We start from the raw sequence: 22,863 nt of genomic DNA, 5'->3' as shown, positions 1-22,863 counted from the left end.
TGGCTGACCTTATCGGCATCAACTGCTTCGGCAGACACGCTGCAGGATGCAACTTCCCTGTTGGGGGGCGTCACCAGTTCAGTATCGTCGGTGGCGGAAGAGCTGCCCCTTTCCACGGCCAGTCTTGCTGATCCCGCACCCGCCGCCTCCTCATTACCGGCGCCGGACTCGTCGACGGGGCTGCTGCAGCCCCTCGCGGGAGAGGTTTCCGGAATCGCGGACCAGATTGTTTCGTCGGTACCCGTTATCAGCAACGTCATCCCTGCGGGAACGGTGTCGGTCATAGCCGTTCCCATCGCCGAATCTGTGGACGTGGCGGTGGCGGAAGCCGTGGAAGCGGTAGTTCCACCTGTGACCGAAGTACTTCCGGTCCTGGAGCCGGCCCTGCAGCCCGTTGAAGAGCTGGTATCCGCCAGGCCAGTGCTTCCGGAACTCCCCGTAACGGTACCGGCTGTCGAGGTGCCGTCTGAAGCTGTACCTGGCGCGGTAGACGCCCTTGCTCCAACGAATGTGGCTATGGCGACGGCACCTGCGGTGTCGGCTGAACTAGCTGCCACCGGCAGTTTTGAGGTCACGGGACCCGGCACCTCCGCAGCGGGTCCGGTGGACGTAGCCACCACTCACGCGGCACTTCAAACTGCGGTATTGGTACCGGATGCTGCCGAGGGGCTGCCGGTCGCGGCAGACCCATCGCCCGCCCCTGCCCAGGCTCCTCCCGCCCCTGGCTCCGGCACAGGAAGCAGCACAACTGCTGCCCCTTCCTCCGGGGCGGCGGCGTGGCTAAGCCCCCTCGACCTCAACCTTCCCACCACCGGCGTTGTCCTTGCCGGTGAGTTTTCCGAGCATGCCCCCGCACCGGTGTCTTTCGACCCCGGTTCATCTCCTGACTAGTTGATGTCCGCCTGCCCTTGCGGCAGAAAGCGGCCATCCGGGTTGCCGATAAGCAGCCTGTACTCAACTTTTCAGGAGACATCACCATGAACTCGAACCTTCGCCGGGGAATGCTCGGCACCCTCTTTGCAGGCGGGCTCCTAGCCCTCAGTTGCACTGCGGCACATGCCGCGGACACCACCAGTGGATCGGACCTTTCCGCATCCGCCCTCATCTCGGCGGCGGCGTCCGTTGACTCGACGTCGTTGGGCCAGCTGGGTGACCCAACGCCGTCCGTTTCAGCGGATGCTGCCGTCGCGGCCGACGTTGCGCTTGGAGGCGCCACCGGCGCGACGACGGAGCCCACGGGCCTCGCAGCCGCGGCCGTCGTCGACCTTGCGCTCGGCACCACCAGTGAACTTGCCGACGCAAACGTCGACCTCACCATCGGCGGCGATACCACCACCGGTAACGGGGAACTTGTCGACGCCAACGTAGATGCCACCATCGGCGGCACGGGCACCACCGGCGAACTCGCCGACGCCAACGTCGACCTCACCATCGGCGGCACGGGCACCACCGGCGAACTCGCCAACGCCAACGTCGACCTCACCAGCGGCGGAACCAGCGGCACCGGCCAGATCGTCGACGCCAACGTGGATGCCGCCATTGACGGCGACACCACCACCGGTAACGGGGAACTTGTCGACGCCAACATCGACCTCACCATCGGCGGAAACAGCACGGGCACCACCGGCGAACTTGCCGACGCAAACGTCGACCTCACCATCGGCGGCACGGGCACGGGCACGGGCACCGAAAACCCGGGAACGGCAACACCGGGAACCGACAACCCCGGCACCACGGACCCGGGCAACGGCACCACGGACGGCGTCGGCACCATTGATTCCGGAACCTCGGATCCCGGCGCTGACAACGGAACCGCGGGGACTACGGGTACCACGGGCAACGGAAGTGGCACTGGCACCTTGACCGACGGAAACTCCACAGCACCTGCCGCCGGTTCCACCGCAGTGGGCGGTGCCATTGCTGTGGACACCCGTGCAGGCACCGGCAGCACCCCGGCCCAGGGGGCCACTGCTTTGGCAAACACGGGTGTGGATGCCTCCCTGGCGCCCCTCGCCCTCCTGCTTCTGGTGGCAGGGCTCCTGATGCTTCGTAGGCGGAGGATGTCGTAGCGCCGGCCACCTGCTGACAGTGCCTGCACCACGCGCCTGAAGCGGCGGCAACGGTGCGGGCTGAAGGAAAGGAGGTCCGCAAAACACCAACCAAGACCACGCACAACATGTATTCAGCACACATGTCCTTGTGAACGGTGGTCCGACGGCGATAGGCACGCCTTTTGCCGCCGGACCACCGATGTGCGGCCGCACGGAGGCACCGGGTGAATCGTCCCTTTACTCCACCGCCCGTATAATTTGAGGTACGACAGTGCCGCAGCGCACCGGGAGGAACGGGTCATGGTGGCGGAATCGCCTAGCTCCATCAAGAATGAAGTGGTCGGCGGACGTTACCGGTTGGGTGAGGTGATTGGCCGCGGCGGTATGTCGTCGGTCTACTGTGCCCGCGACGAAAATCTGGGCCGCGACGTGGCCCTCAAACTCTTCGCTCCCCAAGCCCCCGACGCCGATGAACTCAAGCGCCAGGAAGCGGAAATCCAGCTTCTGGCAACCCTGAACCACCCCGGCCTGGTGACGTTGTTCGACGCCGGGATCGATACCCGGATCCCTGACGAGCCAAGGCCTTTCCTGACCATGGAACTCGTGGAAGGCCAGGACCTGCGTGCCCGGATCCGGCACAGCACCGTGCCGCTGGAGGAACTGGCAGTCATCGGTGCCGGCATCGCCGACGCCCTGGCCTACGTCCACGGCCTCGGCGTCATCCACCGGGACATCAAACCCGGCAACATCCTGCTGGTCCAGATACGCCCCGGTGAACCGCTGCGGCCCAAGCTCACCGACTTTGGCATCGCCAGGATCGTGGACGCAACCCGGTTGACCGCGACGGGAACAATGGTGGGCACAGCCGCTTATCTCAGTCCCGAGCAGGCGCTGGGCAAACCCCTCGGCCCCTCCACCGACATCTACTCCCTCGGCCTGGTGCTGCTTGAATGCATCAAGGGCACCGTGGAATACCCGGGCAGCGCGGTGGAATCGGCGGTGGCGCGCCTGCACCGCGCACCGGAAATCCCCGAGGACCTGCCCTCTGAATGGGCCGACCTCATCCGCTCCATGACCGCCATCGAGCCGCTCGAGCGGCCTGCCGCCGCTGACATCGAAACGGCCTTGCGCCAGGCGTTGGTTTCACCGGCATCCACGCCAGGTGAACTTGCGCCGGAGACCACCCGGGTGCTGCCCGCAATGCCCTTCCATCCGCCGTCCATTACCGCCGAGGAATCTGTGGATGAGCTGCGGGAGGCGGCAGGGCCTGATGCTTCCCTCGCTGTCGGGCAGGTTCCGGGAACAGCGCACGAAGCCCTGAACCAGGACCGGGCGAAGGACAGCAAGAAACGGACAAAGCGGTTCTGGCTGGCGGCAGTCCTGGCCCTGGTGGTGGTGGCTGCAGCGGTTGCTGCAGCGCTGATGACACTGTCCGCCCAGTCGCCGGCCGACGTCGTGCCCTACCCCACGGTGACCGGGGTCCTGGGCGAGCACCTCGAGGAACTCCAGAAGAGCGTGGAACCGTGAGGCTGGCCTCCCCCGCTGGGCGCGCGTCTGTTCTCGCGTGGTCCGGTGCCATCGTGACGGCCGCACTGCTGACCGGCTGCGGCACAACGGAGGCCGGCCTCGAGCGGGAGGCGGCGCGGCAGCTGCAGGCACGCGTCCTCGAGGTTACCCAGGCGTCGTCGGAAAACGATCCCGCCGCAGCCCTGCGGGCGCTGGAGGGACTTGAGGCTGAACTGGAAGCGGCCCAGTCTGAAGGACAGATTTCCGAGGAACGCCGCCGGAGCATCACCACGATTGCCACGGCCGTCCGTGCAGACCTGAACGAAGCCATCGCAGCAGCGGAGAAGGCTGCGGCGGACAAGGCAGCCGAAGAGGCACGGATCGCCGCGGAGCAGGCAGCTGCGGCCACTCCCCCGCCAGCCGTCGAGGCGCCGGCCCCTGCCCCTGCGCCGGCGCCGGAGGCCGGGAAGGACGACGACAAGAAGGACAACGAGGGCAAGGGCAAAGGCAACGACTGACGCCACATGCGGAAGGGAGCGCCCGTCATAACGACGGCGGCGCTCCCTTCCTGAAAATGGCTTTACCGGGCGGTGCCCTGGGTCAGCCGCTGAGCCCAGTCAGCCAATGCGGCGTCGCCCCGGGTGCTGCGTCAGCGGCCAGCCCGCTCAGGATTGGGCCGCCGAGGCCGGGAACCGCTCCCACACCCTGTGGGCGGCCAGCAGCGCGGTCAGCTCAGAGACCAGTGACTCGGCGTCGTCCGCGGACACGATGCCCGGGGTGTCCTGCGGGATGCCCGCTGCGGCCAGGGCTTCGGCGCCGGAATTCCAGGTGCCGATTGCCTTTGCGTGCCGGTACGCTTCCGTGAGCAGCAGCACTGCCCGCGGGTCGGTGCCTCCGCCGGGAGTGCCTGCCTTGGCATCGAGTCCGGGCGCGGCGTCGGGAGCCGGCGCCGCGGACGCCGCGACGATCACGGCGTCGAACTCGGTGGAACGTGCGGTGAGGTAGGTCCGCTGGACGGGGACCCCGCCGTCGTTCTCTGGTCCAAGGAAGCCGCCCGCCGGGGCGATGACCAGCGGGACAATGCCCTCCGCGTCCAGCGCCTTCCGTGCCGCGTTCACGGCTGCCAGGTCGCTGTCAGCGTCCGCAAGGATGCCCACAACCCTGCCGGCAACCGGCCAGGTCCCGCCTATCTGGGACAGCGCGGGGCTGGGGTCCGAGTCCGGTACCTGTTCGGTTGCCTCCGGTGCGGGAAGGCCCAGTCCCTTGGCGACGGCGGCACACAGTTCCGCGTCCACGTTGGCCAGTGCCGCGAGCTGGCGTTCGCGGATGGACTTCTCGTAGCACTTGCCCAGTTCGAACGTGTAGGCCTGGATGACATGGTCCCGCTCCACCGGGCTGAGGCTGCGGAAGAAGAGCCGTGCCTGGCTGAAGTGGTCGTCAAAGGACGCCGGGTTCTTCCGCTCCTTGATGGATGCGGCCAGTTCCTCCGGCACGTCGATGAAGGCCCCCACATCCTGGCCGGCCAGGAACGGGCAGCCGCCGTCAAGCGAGTTGGGCCGGTAAGGGGCCGCTCCACCGTGGACCGCCTGCTGGTGCATGCCGTCGCGCAGCATATCGTTCACCGGAGCCTGCGGCCGGTTGATGGGGATCTGGGCGAAGTTCGGCCCGCCCAGCCGGGAGATCTGGGTGTCCAGGTAGGAGAACAGCCGCACCTGCAGCAGCGGATCGTTCGTGACGTCGATCCCGGGCACCAGATGGCCCGGGTGGAAGGCCACCTGTTCGGTTTCGGCAAAGTAGTTGGTGGGGTTGGCGTTGAGCGTCATGACGCCGATGGGCTGGACCGGGGCCAGTTCCTCGGGGACGAACTTGGTGGGATCCAGCAGGTCGATGCCTTCGAACATCTGGTCCTCGGTGTCCGGGAAGGTCTGGACACCCAGCTCCCACTCAGGGAAGGCGCCTGCTTCGATGGCGTCGGCGAGGTCGCGGCGGTGGAAGTCAGGATCCATGCCGTTGATGATCTGCGCTTCCTCCCACACCAGCGAATGGACGCCCTGTTTGGGCTTCCAGTGGAACTTCACCAGGGTTGTCCGGCCCTCGGCGTTCACGAACCTGAACGTGTGCACGCCGAAGCCCTCCATGGTCCGGTACGAACGCGGGATGCCGCGGTCGGACATGTTCCACATGGTGTGGGCCTGCGCCTCGGTGTGCAGGGAGACGAAGTCCCAGAAGGTGTCGTGGGCGCTTTGGGCCTGCGGGATCTCCCGGTCCGGGTGCGGCTTCGCCGCATGGACGATGTCCGGGAACTTGATGCCGTCCTGGATGAAGAAGACCGGGATGTTGTTGCCGACGAGGTCATACGTGCCCTCGTCCGTGTAGAACTTGGTGGAGAAACCGCGGGTGTCGCGGACCGTGTCCGCGGAGCCGCGGGAGCCGAGCACGGTTGAGAAACGGACAAAGACGGGCGTCTCCACGTCCTTGGCCAGGAAGCCTGCCCGGGTGATGTTGGCCGCGGTCCCGTAGGAACGGAACACACCGTGGGCTCCCGCCCCGCGGGCGTGGACCACACGCTCGGGGATGCGTTCATGGTCAAAGTGGGTGATCTTTTCGCGCAGGTGGTGGTCCTGCAGCAGGATGGGGCCCCGGGAACCGGCCTTCAGCGAGTGGTCCGTATCGCCGAGGCGGAGCCCCTGCGCGGTGGTCAGGTACTGTCCGGACTGGGCACGGGCAGTGGCCGGCGCGCCGGTAGGGCTTCCGGTCGGCGACACAGCCTCCGGTGCCTGCTGGTCCGGCTTCGGCGGCAGCGGTTCGCGTGGGGTGGTAGGTTCCTGGAGGCTGGCAGGTTCGCTGGCGGGGACGCCGGGAATCTGGATGTTGCTGTCTTCTGGCACGATTTTTTCTCCTCAGGATCGGCAACCTCAGCAGTCATCGGCGCAAACCGCGATACTAAGCGTACTTAGTACCCTAGCAACGATTCCTGCGGCCACAAGCTTTGCGCCTACCCTGAAAACACGAAAGCGGCGTTCCGGATATCCGGAACGCCGCTTTGCTGCAGGCCTAGCTCAGGGTTGCGATGACCTTGTTGAGTGTTGCCGAAGGACGCATCACGGCAGAAGCCTTGGCGTCGTCCGGGTGGTAGTAGCCGCCGATGTCCACCGGCGAGCCCTGGACCTCAGCCAGCTCGCCGACGATCGCCTCTTCCTTGGAGGCAAGCTCTCCGGCGATGGAGCTGAAGGAGGCGGCCAGGTCGGCGTCGTCCGTCTGCTTGGCCAGTTCCTCGGCCCAGTAGCGGGCCAGGAAGTAGTGGCTGCCGCGGTTGTCCAGCTCGCCGGCACGGCGGCTGGGCGACTTGTTCTCCAGCAGGAACGTTCCCGTGGCGCGGTCCAGTGTGTCGGCCAGGACCTGCGCGCGGGCGTTGTTGGTGGTGGTGGCCAGGTGCTCGAAGCTGACGGCCAGGGCCAGGAACTCACCCAGGCTGTCCCAGCGCAGGTGGTTTTCCTTGAGCAGCTGCTGGACGTGCTTGGGGGCAGACCCGCCGGCGCCGGTTTCGAACAGCCCGCCGCCGTTCATCAGCGGAACAACGGAGAGCATCTTGGCGCTGGTGCCCAGCTCAAGGATGGGGAACAGGTCCGTGAGGTAGTCGCGGAGCACGTTGCCGGACACCGAGATGGTGTCCTCACCCTTGCGAATGCGGTCCAGGGTGAAGGCAATCGCCTTGACCGGGGACATGATCTGGATGTCCAGGCCCTCGGTGTCGTGCTCTTTCAGGTACTCGTTGACCTTGGCGATGAGGTTGGCGTCATGGGCGCGCTCCTCGTCCAGCCAGAACACGGCCGGAGTCTGGGAGGCACGGGCGCGGGTCACGGCCAGCTTGACCCAGTCGCGGATGGGCAGGTCCTTGGTCTGGCAGGCGCGCCAGATGTCGCCCTCGGAAACCTGGTGTTCAACCAGGACCTTCCCGGAGCCGTCCACGATCTGGACGGTGCCGGCTTCCTGGATTTCGAAGGTCTTGTCGTGGCTGCCGTATTCCTCGGCGGCCTGCGCCATGAGGCCGACGTTCGGCACGGTGCCCATGGTGGTGGGATCGTAGGCGCCGTTGGCACGGCAGTCATCGATGACCACCTGGTAGATGCCGGCGTAGGAGCTGTCCGGCAGGACGGCCAGGGTGTCGGCTTCCTTGCCGTCCGGGCCCCACATGTGGCCGGAGCTGCGGATCATGGCGGGCATGGAGGCGTCCACGATGACGTCGCTGGGGACGTTCAGGGTGGTGATGCCCTTGTCCGAGTCCACCATGGCCAGGGCGGGACCTTCTTCGAGGCCCTTCTTGATGAGGTTCTGCACGCCTTCGCGTACGTCCTCGGGCAGGTCCTCGAGGCTGCTCAGGATGGCGGCCAGGCCGTTGTTGGGGCTGATGCCGGCGGCGGAGAGCTGCTTGCCGTAGGTCTCAAACAGTTCGGAGAAGTAGGCCTTGACCACGTGGCCGAAGATGATGGGGTCCGAAACCTTCATCATGGTGGCCTTGAGGTGGGCGGAGAACAGCACGCCCTCTTCCTTGGCGCGGGCAACCTGCGCCTTCAGGAATTCGTCCAGGGCGGCGGCGCGCATCACGGTGCCGTCGATGACCTCGCCGGCCAGGACCGGGAAGGCTTTCTTCAGGACCTTGACCGAGCCGTCCTCGCGGACCAGCTGGATGGCGATGGTGCCCTCGGACTCTACAACCACGGACTTCTCGTTGGAACGGAAGTCGTCCTGGCCCATGGTGGCCACGTTGGTCTTCGAGTCGGCGGTCCAGGCACCCATGGAGTGCGGGTTCTGGCGTGCGTAATTCTTGACGGACAGCGGTGCGCGGCGGTCCGAGTTGCCTTCACGCAGGACCGGGTTCACGGCGGAGCCCTTGATCTTGTCGTAGCGCGAGCGGATGGCGGTCTCCTCGTCCGAGGAGGGGTTGTCCGGGTAGTCCGGGAGGGCGTAGCCCTGTTCCTGCAGCTCGGCAATGGCGGCCTTCAGCTGCGGGATGGAAGCGCTGATGTTGGGCAGCTTGATGATGTTCGCTTCCGGCGTCTTTGCCAGCTCACCGAGTTCAGCAAGGGCGTCACCGATCTGCTGCTCGGGGGTCAGGTAGTCACCGAAGACGGCGATGATGCGGCCGGCGAGCGAAATGTCGCGGGTCTCCACCTCCACACCTGCTGTCGAGGCGAACGCCTCGATGATGGGCAGGAACGAATAGGTAGCCAGCATCGGCGCTTCGTCGGTGTGGGTGTAGATAATCTTGGACATGCGCGGGCGTCTCCCTGTGGGTCGGCTTGGTTGTGAAAATTCGGTCTATTTCACCATGTACAACTTACCCGAGCGCAGGGATTTCACCCCTACCGGGACTGCAGCGTTACCCCCGGCACGGGCAGGATTACAGCGATGGAGAACGGACGACGCCGGCACGCACCTGGGGCGCCCATCCGCCGTCGCGCTTTCCTCACCTGGCCATCCCGGCAGGCCGCTGACGGCCATACATGATACGTCACTACTATTTACAAACTTGTCATATGGCGATAAATTCGCAGGGTCACTCCGCCCCTTTCCGGGGCTATCTCCCCGTTACGACAGGACAATAATGACTCGCACCAGGTCTCTGGCTACCGGCTTCCTGAGCCTCTCAGCCGCTGCCGTTCTGGCACTCACCTCCGCCGGCGGAGCCACCGCTGCTCCGGCGGAGGACAAGGCAAGCCCTTCCGTCACCAGCACTGTCGTGGATGCCGCGGGCGTGGCCGACTACTGGACGGCCGACCGGATGCAGAGCGCCATCCCCGGTGACGTCCTCGCGGGCAAGGCCCTGGAACGCGGCAACCGCTCCAACGCCGGGCTCGTGGAAAAGGGCAAGAAGTCTGAAGTCAAGGCCACCAAGGGCAAGCCCACCATCGCCCAGAGCGAGGCGCCGGTCAAGCACATCGGCAAGGTCTTCTTCACCCTGGCTGGCTCGAACTACGTCTGCTCCGGCAACGCCGTAACCTCCGCCAATGAAAGCACCGTGTCCACGGCGGGCCACTGCCTCAACGAGGGACCGGGAGCCTTCGCCACCAACTTCGCCTTCGTGCCGGCCTACGAGAACGGCGCCGAGCCCTATGGCAAGTGGACCGCCAAATCCCTCCACGCCCCCACCCAGTGGAGCGCCAACGGGGACATGGCCTACGACACCGGCTTTGCCGTGATGAACACGCTGAACGGCCAGACCCTCACTGATGTTGTCGGCGGATCCGGCGTGGCGTTCAACGAGGCCCGCGGGCTCACCTACAAGTCCTTCGGCTACCCCGCGGCATCGCCTTTCAACGGCCAGACCCTCAAGAGCTGCACCGGAACAGCCACGAACGATCCCAACAACCCGCAGTTTGGAACCCAGGGCATCCCCTGCGACATGACCGGCGGCTCCTCAGGCGGCCCGTGGTTCATTGGCACCAGCTCCTCGGGCGTCCAGAACTCCGTCAACAGCTATGGCTACAACCGCTCCGCTGTGATGTACGGCCCGTACTGGGGATCCGTCATCCAGCAGACCTACGCCAGTGCAGCAACCTCCTAGAGACACCCCGTCCGGCCCGGAACCCGTCAGTCAGGCCGAACTGGACCAGACGCACGAGGAGATCCTCGAGTACTGGACAGCGGAACGGATGGCGGGGGCCAAACCCCGGGAGCTGCGGCTTCCGGAGGAGGGTCCGCGCCTCAAGCAGAGGGGCGAGGACGCTGGTGGCCAGGGGTCCGGCACCCCTGAGTAGGACAAGGCCTGGAAACGACGACGGCGCCCGTCCCCTTCGCGGGGCGGGCGCCGTCGTCGTTAGCTCATCGATTGCTCCGTAACTGACGTTCTCGGATGCGAAAACGGCAGGTACGGAGCAATCGATGATGGGCCCACGCCGGCAGGGTTCCCTGGCCGTGGAGCCGCTCCCGGCGAGGGCCCCGGCCCCGAGCTTGCGAGAGCAGGGAGCCGGTGCGGACGCAGCGAGGCTAGGGTGCCGGTGGGGATTAGTGGAAGAAGTGGCGCGCCCCGGTGAAGTACATGGTGACGCCGGCCGCGTTGGCTGCGGCAATAACTTCCTCGTCCCGGACGGAACCGCCGGGCTGGACCACGGCGCGGACGCCGGCGTCGATCAGGATCTGCAGGCCGTCGGCGAACGGGAAGAAGGCGTCAGACGCAGCAACGGCACCGCGTGCGCGGGCAGGCGCGGAGGCACCGCTGGTGTTCGAGGCACCGCCCGCACCTTCGATGTCGGACTCCACCGTCACGCCGAGGGTGTTGGCCCGCTCCACGGCCAGGCGGCATGAGTCCAGGCGGTTGACCTGGCCCATGCCGATGCCCACGGCAGCGCCGTCCTGGGCGAGGAGGATGGCGTTGGACTTCGCCGCGCGGCAGGCGGTCCAGGCGAAGGCGAGGTCCGCGAGCGTCTTCTCGTCGGCGGCTTCACCCGCAGCCAGGGTCCAGTTGGCGGGGTTGTCGCCGTCGGCGTCCACCTTGTCGCTGACCTGGACCAGCATGCCGCCGGAGACCTGGCGGAACTCCGTGGGGTAGCGGCCGTAGCCTTCCGGCAGGGCGAGCAGGCGGATGTTCTTCTTCTTGGACAGGATCTCCACGGCCTCCGGTTCGAAGCCCGGCGCGATGACCACCTCGGTGAAGATGTCCTTGACGGTATTGGCCATGGCCGCGGTGACCGGACGGTTGGCTGCGATCACGCCGCCGAAAGCCGAAACCGGATCGCAGGCGTGGGCCTTGGCGTGGGCGTCGGCGATCGGGTCCGCGGCATTCGCGGAACCTACAGCAACGCCGCAGGGGTTGGCGTGCTTGATGATGGCCACGGCGGGCTCGCTGAAATCGTAAGCGGCGCGCAGGGCCGCGTCGGCATCCACGAAGTTGTTGTAGCTCATGGCCTTGCCGTGCAGCTGGTCGGCCTGGGCGATGCCCACCGGGGCAGCCTTGTCCACATATAGGGCAGCCTGCTGGTGCGGATTCTCGCCGTACCGCAGCACCTCGGACCGCTCCAGGGACAGGCCGGCGTAGGCAGGCCAGTCGATCACGCCGTCGCCGTCTTCGTCGAGGAACTGGCTCGCGGTCCAGGTGGCGACGGCGTTGTCGTAGGAGGCCGTATGGGCGAACGCCTTGGCGGCCAGCCGGCGTCGTGTCTTCAAATCAAAGCCGCCCTCAGCGGCCGCGGTGACCACCTGGCCGTAGAAGGACGGGTCCACCACAATGGCGACGGCGGCGTGGTTCTTCGCAGCGGAACGCACCATGGCGGGGCCTCCGATGTCGATCTGTTCGACGACGTCGTCCTGGGCGGCGCCGGACTTGACGGTCTCCACGAACGGGTAGAGGTTCACCACCACGAGGTCGAAGGGTTCGATCTCCATCTGCGTGAGCGTGTCCATGTGGGCTGCCACGCGGCGGTCCGCCAGGATGCCGCCGTGCACGCGCGGGTGCAGGGTCTTGACCCGGCCGTCCAGCATCTCCGGGGAACCCGTGACTTCCTCGACTTCCTGGACCGGGATGCCTGCGGCGGCAATCTTCTTGGCCGTGGAGCCGGTGGACACGAGCTTCACCCCCGCGGCATGCAGGCCCTGCGCGAGCTCCTCCAGACCGGTCTTGTCGTAAACCGAGATCAGTGCCCGGCGGATGGGAACACGGTCGATGGATACGCGCTCATGCTGCGTGAAGCTCACAAATGTCTCCGTCTTATCTCGCGGAACAGTGCCGCGGTTGGTGGGGATACGGCCCAGTTTATCCCGAAGCGGAGGTTGCCCCGCGAGTCGGCCGGAGTGTGAACCCCAGTACGCCCGGCTAAAGTTTTCCCAGGAGGCTGCGATGAATACTTACACCACTGTGCCGAGCGGCGAACAGGTGGTCCAGGAACTGCCCTGGCGATGGAAAGTCCAGGGCAAGATCTTTCTGATCGGCGGCCTCGGCTTCATGTTCGATGCCTGGGACGTGACGCTCAACGGCATCCTCATTCCTTTGCTCTCAACCCACTGGGCCCTTTCCCCTGGCGAGGTGGCCTGGGTGGGGACCTCGAACCTGATCGGCATGGCCGTGGGCGCGTTTGTGTGGGGCACCATCGCCGACACCATCGGACGCAAGAAGGCCTTCACGGCCACGCTGCTGATCTTCTCGCTCTTCACCGTCCTGGGCGCCTTCTCCCCCGACTTCATCTGGTTCTGCGTGTTCCGCTTCATGGCCGGGTTCGGCCTGGGCGGCTGCATCCCGGTGGACTACGCACTGGTGGGTGAGTTCACCCCCCGCAAGCAGCGCGGCAAGGTCCTCACGGCGATGGACGGCTGGTGGCCGGTGGGGGCAGCCCTGGCGGGCTTTGTGTCGGCCGGGCTCGTGGCCCTGTACGGCGACTGGCGGCTCACCATGCTGGTGATGGTCCTGCCCGCCCTGCTGGTGTTCTGGGTCCGGCGCAGCGTCCCGGAGTCCCCGCTGTTCCTGATCCGCAAGGGCCGGCGTGAGGAGGCGGCCAAGGTCATCGACGGGCTGGTGGCCGCGACCGGTGCGGAACCCCGCGCCTACAGCCTGCCCGACGCCAAGGAAGTGCCACGGCTCTCGGCCGGCAGCGCCTGGCACCAGCTGAGGCTGGTCTGGCAGTTCAACTGGAAGATTACTGCCACGGCCTGGGCACTGTTCTTCAGCATCCTGCTGGTCTACTACCTGTCACTGACCTGGATGCCCAGGATCCTGATCGGCGCCGGGTTCGCAGAGTACAAGGCGTTCGTCACCACGGCGTCCATGGCCGCCGTCGGGCTTCTGGGTGTTGTTGTGGCCGCCCTCTTGGTGGAACGGGTTGGGCGCAAATGGATCCTGGCCATCACCGGCCCGTTGTCCGCGCTGACCCTGGTGATCGTGGCTTTTGTGGTGGACATCCCCACGGCGGCGGTGTTCTGGCTGCTGGTGTTCGGGTTCGTGGTGCAGGTGGCCATCCCGGTGCTGTACGCCTACGTGTCCGAGCTCTACCCCACCGAGCTGCGCGGCACCGGCTTCGGCTGGGCATCCACGTTCTCCCGCCTGGGCGCCGGCTTCGGGCCGCTTATTTTCGCCAACTACTTCTGGCCCGAGCTGGGGCTGGCCACGTCCTTCGCCCTCGCCGGCGGGCTGGTCCTGATTGCGGTGCTGTGGATGGCGTTCTTCTCCCCGGAGACCAAGCAGCGCCGCCTCGAGTAACCCCTTCCCCACCCCAACTAGGTAGCAGCAGATGTCGCTTTGAGCCCCCATTCCGGCATCTGCTGCTACCTAGTTGGGCGACCAGCCCCGGTTTCGCAGTGCCGAACGGACTTTGGCGACGGCGGGCCGCGCCTCGTTCTCCATGTGCCGCTTCGAGATCCTCACAAGCAGCCAGCCTGCCCGGGCAAAGTCCTCTTCACGGGCAATATCGCGGACGATCTGAGCAGCCTCGGAATGCCCTTCGCCGTCGTACTCCACCGCTACTTTCTGTTCCGGATAGCTCAGGTCGGGTTGGCGGACGATGCCGGAACCAAGCTCCCTGACCGTGTTCAGCAGGGGTTCGGGCAATCCGGCATCCTCCAGCGCAAGCCTCAGCCTGGTTTCCTGCGCGGAGTCCGCCCCTACCCGGGACCGGTCAACCGCAACCCGGGCCTTCCTGATACCGGGCGTCCCTTTGTGCCGGTCGAGCATTTCCTCAAGATCCTCCCGGGTTGCATGGGGCTCGGACCTGCCTTCGAAGTCCGGACGCGGAATCCGCAGCAGGTGATCGGCAACAACAGTCAGTTCTTCGATGCTCATCTTGCGGGAACAGTCCAACCAGGTCCTTACCCGGGAGGTGATCAGGAGGCCGTTATGGGTCACGATCTCGTCAGCAAAAAACTGGCCGCGGTGTCCCCGGACTCCGCTTCGGCGCGGAATGGCTTTAGTGTCCGGCCTGGAGATGTGGGTGATGGGGTCGTCCTTCCCAGGGAGGAACCCTGGGAAGGACCACAGCGTGAAGGCCGTCGCATGGGAGGCTGCAGAGAATCCGGTGACCAGTGTCAACGGCCGGACAATTGACTCCCGCTCAAAAAGCCGAGGGTGAAACGCCTGCCTGATCCCCCGGCTCGGTGTGTCCAGGGAATGGTGCCGCAGCCGCCCTACTGTAACTCCGGCGTCGGCCGCTTCCCGGAAAGTAAAAGCGCCGGATGGAAGCAGGTCCGGCATTGGCCGCGGAGTTCTCATGGCTCATCGTGGCAAATTTCCGCCCGGGACTGCCGAAGTTATCCACAGGAGCGCCCCCGCTCCCCAAGTAGGTAGCAGCAGATGTCGGTTTGGGCCCCTATTCCGACATCTGCTGCTACCTAGTTGGGTGGGGTGGAGGGGTCAGGCGGGGAGGTTCGAGGCGCCGGCGCGGTGTCCGGCGGCGAGGGAGGCCAGGGTGGAAACCAGCAGGCGGCGCTCCACGACTTTGATGCGCTCATGCAGGGTTTCCTCGGTGTCGGACTCCTCGATGGCCACGGCCTCCTGGGCGATGATGGGGCCGGTGTCCACCCCGGCGTCCGCCCAGTGCACGGTGCAGCCGGTGACCTTCACGCCGTAGGCCATAGCGTCCCGCACCCCGTGGGCGCCCGGGAAGGCCGGAAGCAGTGCCGGGTGCGTGTTCAGGTACTTGCCGTTGAAGGCATCGATGAACTCCGGGCTGACGATGCGCATGAACCCGGAGGAGACCACCACATCGGGCTGGAACCGGGCCACGGCGTCGGTCAACGCGGCATTCCAGGCGGCCCGGTCCGGGTAGGCCTTGAAGTCAACCACGAACGTCGGGATCCCTGCGGCCGCGGACCGTTCCACCCCGAAGGTGCCCGGACGGTCGGCACCCACAGCCGCGATTTCCACGTCCAGCTCCCCCGCCCTGACCGCATCAATGACAGCCTGGAGGTTGGACCCGGTACCGGAAACGAGGACTACGATGCGCATGGCTCTAGCTTATGGGCAGGCTCGCGTAGGCTGGAAAACATGAACACCTCCCCCGAACCGGCTGGGCAGCAGCGGACCAGGCCGCCGCTCAGCGAGGCAGCCAAAGCCTCGCTGTCCAAGACCCATACCCTGTTCCGGATGTTCGTCATCTCGGTGCTCGGCGCCTTCTTCGTCTACCAGCTGGACGTCAACCACCTCTGGCTGACCGGGATCCTCACGGCGGCCAGTGTGGCCCTGGGCATTGTCCTCCTGGTACGGGCCGCGAAGCTGAAGGAATCCAGGCTGGTCCTGATCGGCACCATCTCCGGCCTGGTGGTGTCCGCCATCATGGTGCTGCTGATCCTGGTCACCGCCGTGTTCTTCGACGAAGTGCGCCAGTACCAGGCGTGCATGGGACGGGCGCTCACGGACCAGGCGCAGTCGGCGTGCCGGGTCCAGCTGGAAAGCTCACTGCCCCGGCAGCTCCCCTAGCCACCCCCACGCAGATGCGGCACTGCTGCCCCTAAGCCCGGGAAACCAGTTCCGCGTCCTCGACCGACGCCGCCTGCTCACGTTCCAGCCACGGCCCGGCCGCGTAACCGATCACGACGCCGACAGCCACTTCCGCAGCCAGCCACACCGCAGTCCAGAACGGGTCCGGACCAATGTCCGTCAGGCGGCCGATTCCCGCCGAGCCGCGGGCCAGCCACGCCAGGCCGAAGGACAGCAGCCCGGCTGCCAGGCCGGCGAGGATCCCCAGCACCAGGGTGGACACTGTTGCCGTGAACCAGCGGGCACGGACCTTGATGGAAAGCCACTCATCGAAGTGGTTTTCGCCTTCGCGCAGGAACCACCAGCCGGCCAGCACGCCCGCCAGCACCGGGACGATCAGGGCCACAAAGGCGTAGTCCAGTGGCCCGGAGGGGATGGCGGCCAGCACCGGAATGGACGGCAGGGGTCCGACGGCGGTCCCCAGGGGACCCACCTGTGAACCGACCCCCATGGCAAACCCGGCCCCGGACGTCCAGGCCAGGGCGAAGACCGCAAGGTTGGGGAGGAACCCGAGCTGCGCAATGGTCAGGGCGGCACCCCCTGCGGCGCCGGCGTCGAGCGCCTCATAGACGGCAACCACCAGGTTCCAGTGGATGAACAGGTCCACTGCCAGCAGCACGGCAGCCAGGGCCAGCGCTGAAACGGTGGCCACAAAGCCGGCCTTGCCGGCGGAAGCAAGGTAGGAGCCTGCCCACCGCGAATGCTGGCTGGCGCGGGAAATCCAGTCCACGGCGTCGACGCCGATGAGCCGGCTCCAGGAACCGGCCTCCCGTCGGGCGCCAATCACCATGCCGAGAGCGTAGGGAATAAGCGGGATCAGCATGGCGAACCAGGGATTGATGCCCACGTCCGGGGTACGGCAGACGAAGCCGGTGGCCGTTCCGAAGGCGGCGTAGACAACCCATGAGCCGAGCAATGCCTGCCACAGCTGGTCGGTGTAGGAAGCGCGGGCGAGGCGCCGGCCGGCGCGCCACGCAAGGAGGAAAGGCAGCAAGGTAAGGCCCAGCGGAACCAGCGACAGAACGCCGGATTCCCCGTTGCCTGCGGCGTCCGAACCTGCGGCGCTGAGTTCCAGCGGAACTCCGTGAACCAGCAGCCAGGACTGCCCCGCCAGGCGGGCCAGGACGTCGAAGGAGCTGTTCTGGAAGCCGGCAGTGGCCCACACAGCGATGATCGGGGCGATCACCGCCAGCGCGGAAATGATGGCTGCCTGCGCCGTTTCGAGGGCACCCTGCAGCCATAAGGGCATGGGAAGGCCACGGTCTCCGGTCTGGTCAGCACGCATTTTCATCGTGCCCCATGGTGTCACGGCAGGGGCGTCCTGGCGGGGAACGACAGGCTCAACCGCTATATCGGCCGAAGTCCGGAGCACGCTGTTCCGGCGCTTTTCGGAGTGGTCCGCCGTAAAATTTAACTGTCCACAACGAGTGGATTGGAGGGAAGAAATGACTACCGCATCCCCACATGCACACGGCGTCCATTTTGGCCGGGCAGACGTCCAAAACGCCGGCATGGGAGTGGGAATCCTTTTGATGCTGGTCGGTGTCCTGGGCTTCATCCCGGGTGTCACCACCCAATACAGCGAACTGATGTTCCTCGGACCGGCGTCGCACGCCATGTTCCTGGGGCTGTTCCAGGTGTCCATGCTGCTTAACGTCGTGCAGCTGGCCATCGGTGCCACCGGCTGGGCCATGTCCCGGACTGAACACGGGGCACGGAACTTCCTCCTGGGGGCAGGCGGACTGTACATCGTCCTGGCCATTTTCGGGCTCATTGTCGGAGTCGATTCAGCGGCGAACTTCCTGGCCCTGAACATGATGGACAACTGGGCACACCTGGTCCTGGGCGTCGTGATGATTGTTGCCGGCTGGCTGTTTTCCAGGACGGCGGCCCGCAGGCCATAACCCGGAATCCGTAAACCGGGAAACAGGAGCCGCGAATGAAGAAGAACCCTAAGTTCTGAAGATATTCGTCCTACTGGCTGGTGCAGTTGCCGCCGTACGCGGGGACTGCACCAGCATTCAAGAAAGTTCCGCATGCACAACGACGCCGGGAGCCCGTCAGTGGACTCCCGGCGTCGCGTGCTGTGCGCTTGACTCAGCGGCTGCCCGGTCGAGGACGCCTCGGCGGCGCACCCAAACGTTGGCGGTGGAGCTTAGCGGCGGGCGTCGCGGTCCACGCCGTCCGCGTCAATGTGCTCCTTGCGGACTTCCTCGCTGACCGTGACGTCGTCCTGGACGACGTCCTTGTCGAGGCGGACACGTTCCACCGGAACGGTTTCCTTCTCCACGACGGGGCGCTCCTCATGGAGGATGACCTCGTGCTCCTCTTCGCTGATGTCCGGGCCGCCCAGGGCGTCGCCGCGGTTGGCGTCGGTGATGGGCTCGCGCTCCAGGCGGACCTCTTCACGCTGCACGGGAACAGTCCTGGTGACGTTTTCCGTGGTGACGTACTTCCGCAGCCGTGCCCGTCCGGTGGTTTCACGCTCGGTGCCGACGTGGAGCCGTTCCTCCGAACGGGTCATGGCGTCGTCCGTAGTAGGACCGGACGTGTCGTGGCCCACCGCGTGGCGGTCGGTGGCGTCCCGGTCAAGGTCGTGGTCGCGGCCAATACCCGCGGTGGGGGTGCCGGCATTCAGGTCTGCATCGCCCTGGAAGTCGACATCCTTCCGGGTGTCCACGTCGTCATTGCGGGCGTCCGAGTAGGTGCGGGCACCACGGTCGTAGTAGGTGTACAGGCGGTCCTCTTCCTCGGGCGTGAGGTGGCCGTCCACATCGACGCGCGGGGCGTCCTTGACGTGCTCCTTGGTGTAGGGAACCACCAGGTCGTCGCCCTGGCTGTGTGCTCCCTCGACGGGAATGAAGGACTGCGAGGTGCCGAAGAGCCCCGTCTTGACGGTGACCCAGGTGGGCTCGCCCGTGTCGTCGTCTGCGTAAAGCTGTCCGATGGAGCCGATCTTCTCGCCATCTGAACCGATGACGTTGCCACCCTTGGTGAGCAGGCTTTCAATGTTTTCCCTGTTGAGCATGACGTCTCCTTGGATGTGTCGTTGCGCTGGGCTTTGCCAACAATGTGGATGTCCCGGCGCCGGGAGTTCCCGGCGCTGGCCTCCGCCCCGTTGCTTGAGGCTCTGCGTTGGCTGCACTCCTACACTAAGCATGCTTAGCATCATATGCAAAGCCTACTTAGTAATTTTTTTCAGTCAGGGGTCCTGCTGTTCACGCATCCTTTCCCCCGGCGTCACATCCAATCCCCCGCACGGCAACGCCGCCCGCCCACCGTGGAGGGGTGAGGATCGCAATTGTTGCTGAATCATTCCTGCCGCTGATGAACGGCGTGACGCATTCCATCCTGCGCGTGCTGGAGCACCTTGAGAACCGGGGCGACGATGTCCTGGTGATCGCGCCTTCCACGCTGGACGGGGAAGCGCCGGGCCGTGTCCGGGGCGCGGAGGTCCTCCGGCTGCCGGCGGTGCCGCTGGCAGGCTATGCAAACGTCCGGGTGGCGATGGGCGGTGTGTACCGGGTCAAGCGCATCCTTGCCGACTACGCACCGGACGTTGTCCACCTCGCCTCGCCCTTCGTCCTTGGCTGGCGGGCGGCACAGGCGGCACACCAGCTGGGCATTCCCAGTGTGGCCATCTACCAGACCGAAGTGCCCAGCTACGCGGCGAGGTACGGCGTGCCGTTCCTGGAAAACTGGGCCTGGAACCGGGTTGAAAACATCCATCTGCTCGCCACCCGCACCCTGGTGCCGTCCACGTTCGCGCTGAACCAGTTGCGCGGCCGCGGCATCCCCAGGGTGCAGATGTGGCGCCGCGGAGTGGATACGGCACGGTTCTCGCCGGATAAGCGCGACGACGGCTGGCGGGCTTCCGTGGCTCCAGGCGGACAGCGGATCATCGGCTACGTGGGACGGCTGGCCGTGGAGAAACAGGTGGAGGACCTCGCTGCCCTGGCCGGGATTCCCAACACCAGGCTTGTGGTTGTTGGCGACGGACCCCAGCGGGCTGCCCTCGAAGAGGCCTTGCCCGACGCGGTTTTTACCGGCTTCCTGGGCGGTGAGGAGCTGGCACGGGCCGTCGCTTGCTTTGATCTCTTTGTGCACCCGGGTGAATTTGAGACCTTCTGCCAGACCATCCAGGAGGCCATGGCATCGGGGGTTCCGGTGGTGGCCACCGGCAGGGGCGGACCGCTCGATCTCGTGGAAAACTCACGGACAGGCTGGCTCTACGAACCAGGTGATCTGTCAGGCCTCCGCAGCCACGTCCTCGACCTGATGGGCGACGACGCGAAACGCCGCGCGTTCGCTGCCGCAGCCCATGCTTCCGTGCAGGACAGGACGTGGCCGGTGCTGTGCGGGGAGCTGGTCCGGCACTACGAACATGTCATTGCAGCCGAACCGGCAAAGGCATCAACGGGCTTCCGGGCGGGGGCAGCGCAGTGAGGATTTCGGTGATCGGCTGCGGCTACCTTGGAGCCGTCCATGCGGCCACCCTCGCTTCCATGGGCCATACCGTGGTGGGGATCGACGTCGACGCCGGCAAAGTGGACCAGCTGGCACGGGGTGCCGCCCCGTTCCACGAACCTGGACTGGACGAACTCCTGCGGAACGGCCGGAGCACCGGCCGGCTCACCTTCTCCACCGACGCCGCCGGTGCGCAGGAGGCGCAGGTCCACTTCCTGTGCGTGGGCACCCCGCAGGACAAAACGTCCGACGCCGCCGATCTCACCTTCCTGGTCTCCGCCATCGAAACGCTGCTGCCGCACCTGGCCGCAGGCGCCGTCGTCGTGGGTAAATCCACGGTGCCCGTGGGCACGGTGGAGATGCTGCGCGGTGTCCTGGCCCGGCGGCCGGACGTGATGCTGGGCTGGAACCCGGAGTTCCTCCGGCAGGGGACGGCGGTGAAGGACTCGCTGGTGCCGGACCGGCTGGTGTACGGCGTGGACGGCGGGCGCGGAGCCGCGTTCCATCCCCGCAGCGGCGCCCCGGTGGGGGTCACGGCGGCGCTGGACGCCGTCTACGAACCGCTCCTCAGGGCCGGCATACCCCGCCTGGTCTGCAACTTCGCCACGGCGGAGCTCATCAAGTCGGCGGCGAACGCCTACCTTGCCACCAAAGTGAGCTTCATCAACGCGGTGGCCGGGCTGTGCGACGCGTCGGGAGCGGACGTGGCGGAGCTGGCCGAGGCCATGGGCATGGACCCGCGCATCGGCGGGCGGTACCTGCACGCCGGCCTGGGCTTCGGCGGCGGCTGCCTCCCCAAGGACATCCGCAGCTTCCGGATACAGGCCGCCCATGCAGGGGCCACGGCCCTGGACGAGTGGATGCAACTGGTGGATTCGGTCAACCAGGGCCAGCGTGAACGCACCGTTGCCCTGGCTGCGGAGCTTTCCGGCGGCAGCGTTGCCGGCCGCTCCATCACTGTCCTGGGTGCATCCTTCAAGCCCGACACCGACGACATCCGGGACTCCCCCGCCCTGGACGTCGCCGACCGGCTCGCCGCCGCCGGGGCGCACGTGACCGTCACGGACCCCAAAGCGATAAACCACGCCTGGCGGCGTTACCCGCGCCTGCGGTTCGAGGCGTCAACGGAACGGGCGCTCGAGGGCGCCGAGCTGGTGCTGCTGCTTACCGAATGGGATGAATACCGCCGCCTCTGCCCCGCCGCTGCCGGCGCCCGGGTACGACGCCGGGTGGTGCTGGACGCACGCAACGCACTGGACACCGCGGCCTGGCAGGCCAACGGCTGGTCGGTGCGCGGCCTGGGCACCGGCAGCGCTGCGGCACACCCGCCCGTGCAGGCACCGGCTCCGCTCCTTTCCTGACAGCGCGCGCCAGGAAACCCGGTCAGCCCAGCAGCCCCAGCTCTTCAAAAGCGAGTGCCACGCCGTTGCCGGCCGGCCCGGCGGTGGTCCGGTCCGCGACGGCCAGCACCGCAGGGTGCCCGCCTTCCACGGCGATGCCCACACCTGCGTACTCCAGCATCTCGATGTCGTTGGCGCTGTCCCCAATGGCCACGATGTCCGCGCGGTCCAGGCCCAGGTGCTCCTCCACCACCTGGATGCCCACGGCCTTGTGCGTCCCGGCCATGAAGATCTCGCCGGCCCGGTCGCCCAGGGCGGAGAGGGAACTGGGGATCAGGCCCACCTGCGGCCCCAGCCCCGCCACCAGCTGCGTCAGCGGAACCGGGGAATCAAAGCAGGATATTTTGGCGTAGGACGTGGAGCGGAGGTCGTCGCTGTACTGCATGGGCCCCAGGATGTCCTCCAGGGGATCAACATCGGTGCTGAGGACCCCGTCATGCTGCGCGCGCCCGGCGAAAATGGGGCCGAGCACCTCCCGCAGCCTCCGGTCCACGCCCGTCCGGCCGTGCAGTGCCTCGGGTGCTTCCAGGATGTAGGCGGCGCCGTGCGCGTCCAGCGTTTCCACGATGAGCGCTGCCAGGTCCGGGGCGAAGCGGGTGTCCTTCAGGACTTCTCCCCCAAGCTCCACCCGGGCACCGGCGCCGGTGATGCTGCCGTCGAAGCCGGCATCCAGGATGTGCGTTGGGACCATGGACAGCGGCCGCCCGGTGCAGACGAAAACCAGGTGTCCCAGCCGGCGTGCTGTCCGGACCGCGTCGACGTGCGCGGCAGGCGCCAGTCCGTGGTCGGCGTAGGTGCCGTCGATGTCGAGGAAGATGGCACGCGGCCGGACGGTCTGCTGGCTGCGCATGCCGGGACTCCTTGGTTTGTGGCGGGGACAGTCAATCCTATCGAAGCGTTCCCCGTTGCCCGGGCGGGGTTTGCCGGCACTGGAGAAAGTGGTGCACTCCTGCCGGGAAAACTGACAGTCATCCCGTGATAA

Annotated in this window: 19 protein-coding genes; 11 read left to right on the top strand and 8 right to left on the bottom strand. The window is 66.5% G+C overall.

Annotated features, from left to right (window positions below):
* Positions 1–90 precede the first annotated feature (90 nt).
* From AC4BCK_RS05910 to AC4BCK_RS05895, 4 genes are all read left to right on the top strand, one after another.
* Positions 91–891 carry a hypothetical protein gene (locus AC4BCK_RS05910; protein WP_490566734.1) on the top strand — a complete coding sequence of 267 codons (801 nt, stop codon included), beginning with the start codon at positions 91–93 and terminating at the stop codon, positions 889–891.
* Positions 892–977: 86 nt separating this feature from the next.
* Positions 978–2,069: a hypothetical protein gene (locus AC4BCK_RS05905; protein ID WP_490566733.1), complete on the top strand. Its 1,092-nt coding sequence runs from the start codon at positions 978–980 to the stop codon at positions 2,067–2,069.
* A gap of 282 nt (positions 2,070–2,351) precedes the next feature.
* Entirely contained in the window at positions 2,352–3,578 is a 1,227-nt protein-coding gene (locus AC4BCK_RS05900; RefSeq protein WP_174175412.1) for a serine/threonine-protein kinase, read from the top strand.
* Entirely contained in the window at positions 3,575–4,075 is a 501-nt protein-coding gene (locus AC4BCK_RS05895; protein ID WP_363939737.1) for a hypothetical protein, read from the top strand. Before AC4BCK_RS05900 ends, AC4BCK_RS05895 begins: the two co-directional genes overlap by 4 nt.
* 147 nt (positions 4,076–4,222) lie before the next feature.
* On the opposite strand, the gene AC4BCK_RS05890 is transcribed toward AC4BCK_RS05895, so the two are convergent.
* Together AC4BCK_RS05890 and AC4BCK_RS05885 are read right to left on the bottom strand one after the other, a co-directional pair.
* Positions 4,223–6,445, bottom strand: a complete 2,223-nt coding sequence (locus tag AC4BCK_RS05890) for a catalase (RefSeq protein ID WP_285835581.1) — start codon at positions 6,443–6,445, stop codon at positions 4,223–4,225.
* Positions 6,446–6,611: 166 nt separating this feature from the next.
* Complete coding sequence (locus AC4BCK_RS05885; RefSeq protein WP_251422316.1) at positions 6,612–8,831, bottom strand: NADP-dependent isocitrate dehydrogenase; 2,220 nt, start codon at positions 8,829–8,831, stop codon at positions 6,612–6,614.
* A gap of 331 nt (positions 8,832–9,162) precedes the next feature.
* Here AC4BCK_RS05885 and AC4BCK_RS05880 point away from each other — a divergent pair, with 331 nt between their 5' ends.
* Together AC4BCK_RS05880 and AC4BCK_RS05875 are read left to right on the top strand one after the other, a co-directional pair.
* A complete protein-coding gene (locus AC4BCK_RS05880) occupies positions 9,163–10,122 on the top strand; it encodes a trypsin-like serine peptidase (RefSeq protein WP_174175406.1) in 960 nt (319 codons plus the stop codon).
* Positions 10,106–10,315 (top strand): hypothetical protein, encoded by a 210-nt coding sequence (locus tag AC4BCK_RS05875; protein ID WP_363939743.1) that lies wholly within the window; start codon positions 10,106–10,108, stop codon positions 10,313–10,315. Before AC4BCK_RS05880 ends, AC4BCK_RS05875 begins: the two co-directional genes overlap by 17 nt.
* Positions 10,316–10,562: 247 nt before the next feature.
* Here AC4BCK_RS05875 and purH read toward each other — a convergent pair whose 3' ends face one another.
* Entirely contained in the window at positions 10,563–12,248 is a 1,686-nt protein-coding gene (gene purH, locus AC4BCK_RS05870; protein ID WP_363939745.1) for a bifunctional phosphoribosylaminoimidazolecarboxamide formyltransferase/IMP cyclohydrolase, read from the bottom strand.
* Positions 12,249–12,390: 142 nt separating this feature from the next.
* Between purH and AC4BCK_RS05865 the strand changes: the two genes are divergently transcribed.
* Complete coding sequence (locus AC4BCK_RS05865; RefSeq protein ID WP_104185440.1) at positions 12,391–13,743, top strand: MFS transporter; 1,353 nt, start codon at positions 12,391–12,393, stop codon at positions 13,741–13,743.
* Positions 13,744–13,812: 69 nt separating this feature from the next.
* Here the strand turns inward: AC4BCK_RS05865 and AC4BCK_RS05860 are convergent, their stop codons facing one another.
* Positions 13,813–14,568, bottom strand: coding sequence for an endonuclease domain-containing protein (locus AC4BCK_RS05860; RefSeq protein WP_490566732.1), 756 nt, complete (start codon positions 14,566–14,568; stop codon positions 13,813–13,815).
* A gap of 321 nt (positions 14,569–14,889) precedes the next feature.
* A complete protein-coding gene (gene purN, locus AC4BCK_RS05855) occupies positions 14,890–15,483 on the bottom strand; it encodes a phosphoribosylglycinamide formyltransferase (RefSeq protein WP_364272931.1) in 594 nt (197 codons plus the stop codon).
* 39 nt (positions 15,484–15,522) lie between these two features.
* On the opposite strand from purN, the gene AC4BCK_RS05850 reads away from it, so the two are divergent.
* Positions 15,523–15,954: a hypothetical protein gene (locus AC4BCK_RS05850; protein ID WP_251422301.1), complete on the top strand. Its 432-nt coding sequence runs from the start codon at positions 15,523–15,525 to the stop codon at positions 15,952–15,954.
* Between the two features lie 31 nt (positions 15,955–15,985).
* Here the strand turns inward: AC4BCK_RS05850 and AC4BCK_RS05845 are convergent, their stop codons facing one another.
* The gene (locus tag AC4BCK_RS05845) at positions 15,986–17,305 is read right to left on the bottom strand and encodes a cell division protein PerM (protein WP_400575093.1); all 1,320 of its coding nucleotides are present in this window, start codon (positions 17,303–17,305) and stop codon (positions 15,986–15,988) included.
* A gap of 154 nt (positions 17,306–17,459) precedes the next feature.
* On the opposite strand from AC4BCK_RS05845, the gene AC4BCK_RS05840 reads away from it, so the two are divergent.
* Positions 17,460–17,918, top strand: coding sequence for a DUF4383 domain-containing protein (locus tag AC4BCK_RS05840; protein ID WP_174175391.1), 459 nt, complete (start codon positions 17,460–17,462; stop codon positions 17,916–17,918).
* Positions 17,919–18,169: 251 nt separating this feature from the next.
* On the opposite strand, the gene AC4BCK_RS05835 is transcribed toward AC4BCK_RS05840, so the two are convergent.
* Entirely contained in the window at positions 18,170–19,042 is an 873-nt protein-coding gene (locus AC4BCK_RS05835; RefSeq protein WP_363959021.1) for a PRC and DUF2382 domain-containing protein, read from the bottom strand.
* A gap of 260 nt (positions 19,043–19,302) precedes the next feature.
* Between AC4BCK_RS05835 and AC4BCK_RS05830 the strand changes: the two genes are divergently transcribed.
* Both AC4BCK_RS05830 and AC4BCK_RS05825 read left to right on the top strand, forming a co-directional pair.
* Positions 19,303–20,460, top strand: coding sequence for a glycosyltransferase family 4 protein (locus tag AC4BCK_RS05830; RefSeq protein ID WP_363959018.1), 1,158 nt, complete (start codon positions 19,303–19,305; stop codon positions 20,458–20,460).
* A complete protein-coding gene (locus AC4BCK_RS05825; protein ID WP_400602049.1) occupies positions 20,457–21,842 on the top strand; it encodes a UDP-glucose dehydrogenase family protein in 1,386 nt (461 codons plus the stop codon). Before AC4BCK_RS05830 ends, AC4BCK_RS05825 begins: the two co-directional genes overlap by 4 nt.
* 22 nt (positions 21,843–21,864) lie before the next feature.
* Here AC4BCK_RS05825 and AC4BCK_RS05820 read toward each other — a convergent pair whose 3' ends face one another.
* Complete coding sequence (locus AC4BCK_RS05820; RefSeq protein WP_310114391.1) at positions 21,865–22,731, bottom strand: HAD hydrolase family protein; 867 nt, start codon at positions 22,729–22,731, stop codon at positions 21,865–21,867.
* Positions 22,732–22,863: the final 132 nt, after the last annotated feature.

This window comes from Pseudarthrobacter sp. As-47 (genome assembly GCF_058215595.1).
Note: the sequence above shows the minus strand (reverse complement) of the source record. Positions and strands in the feature narration are given on the sequence as shown.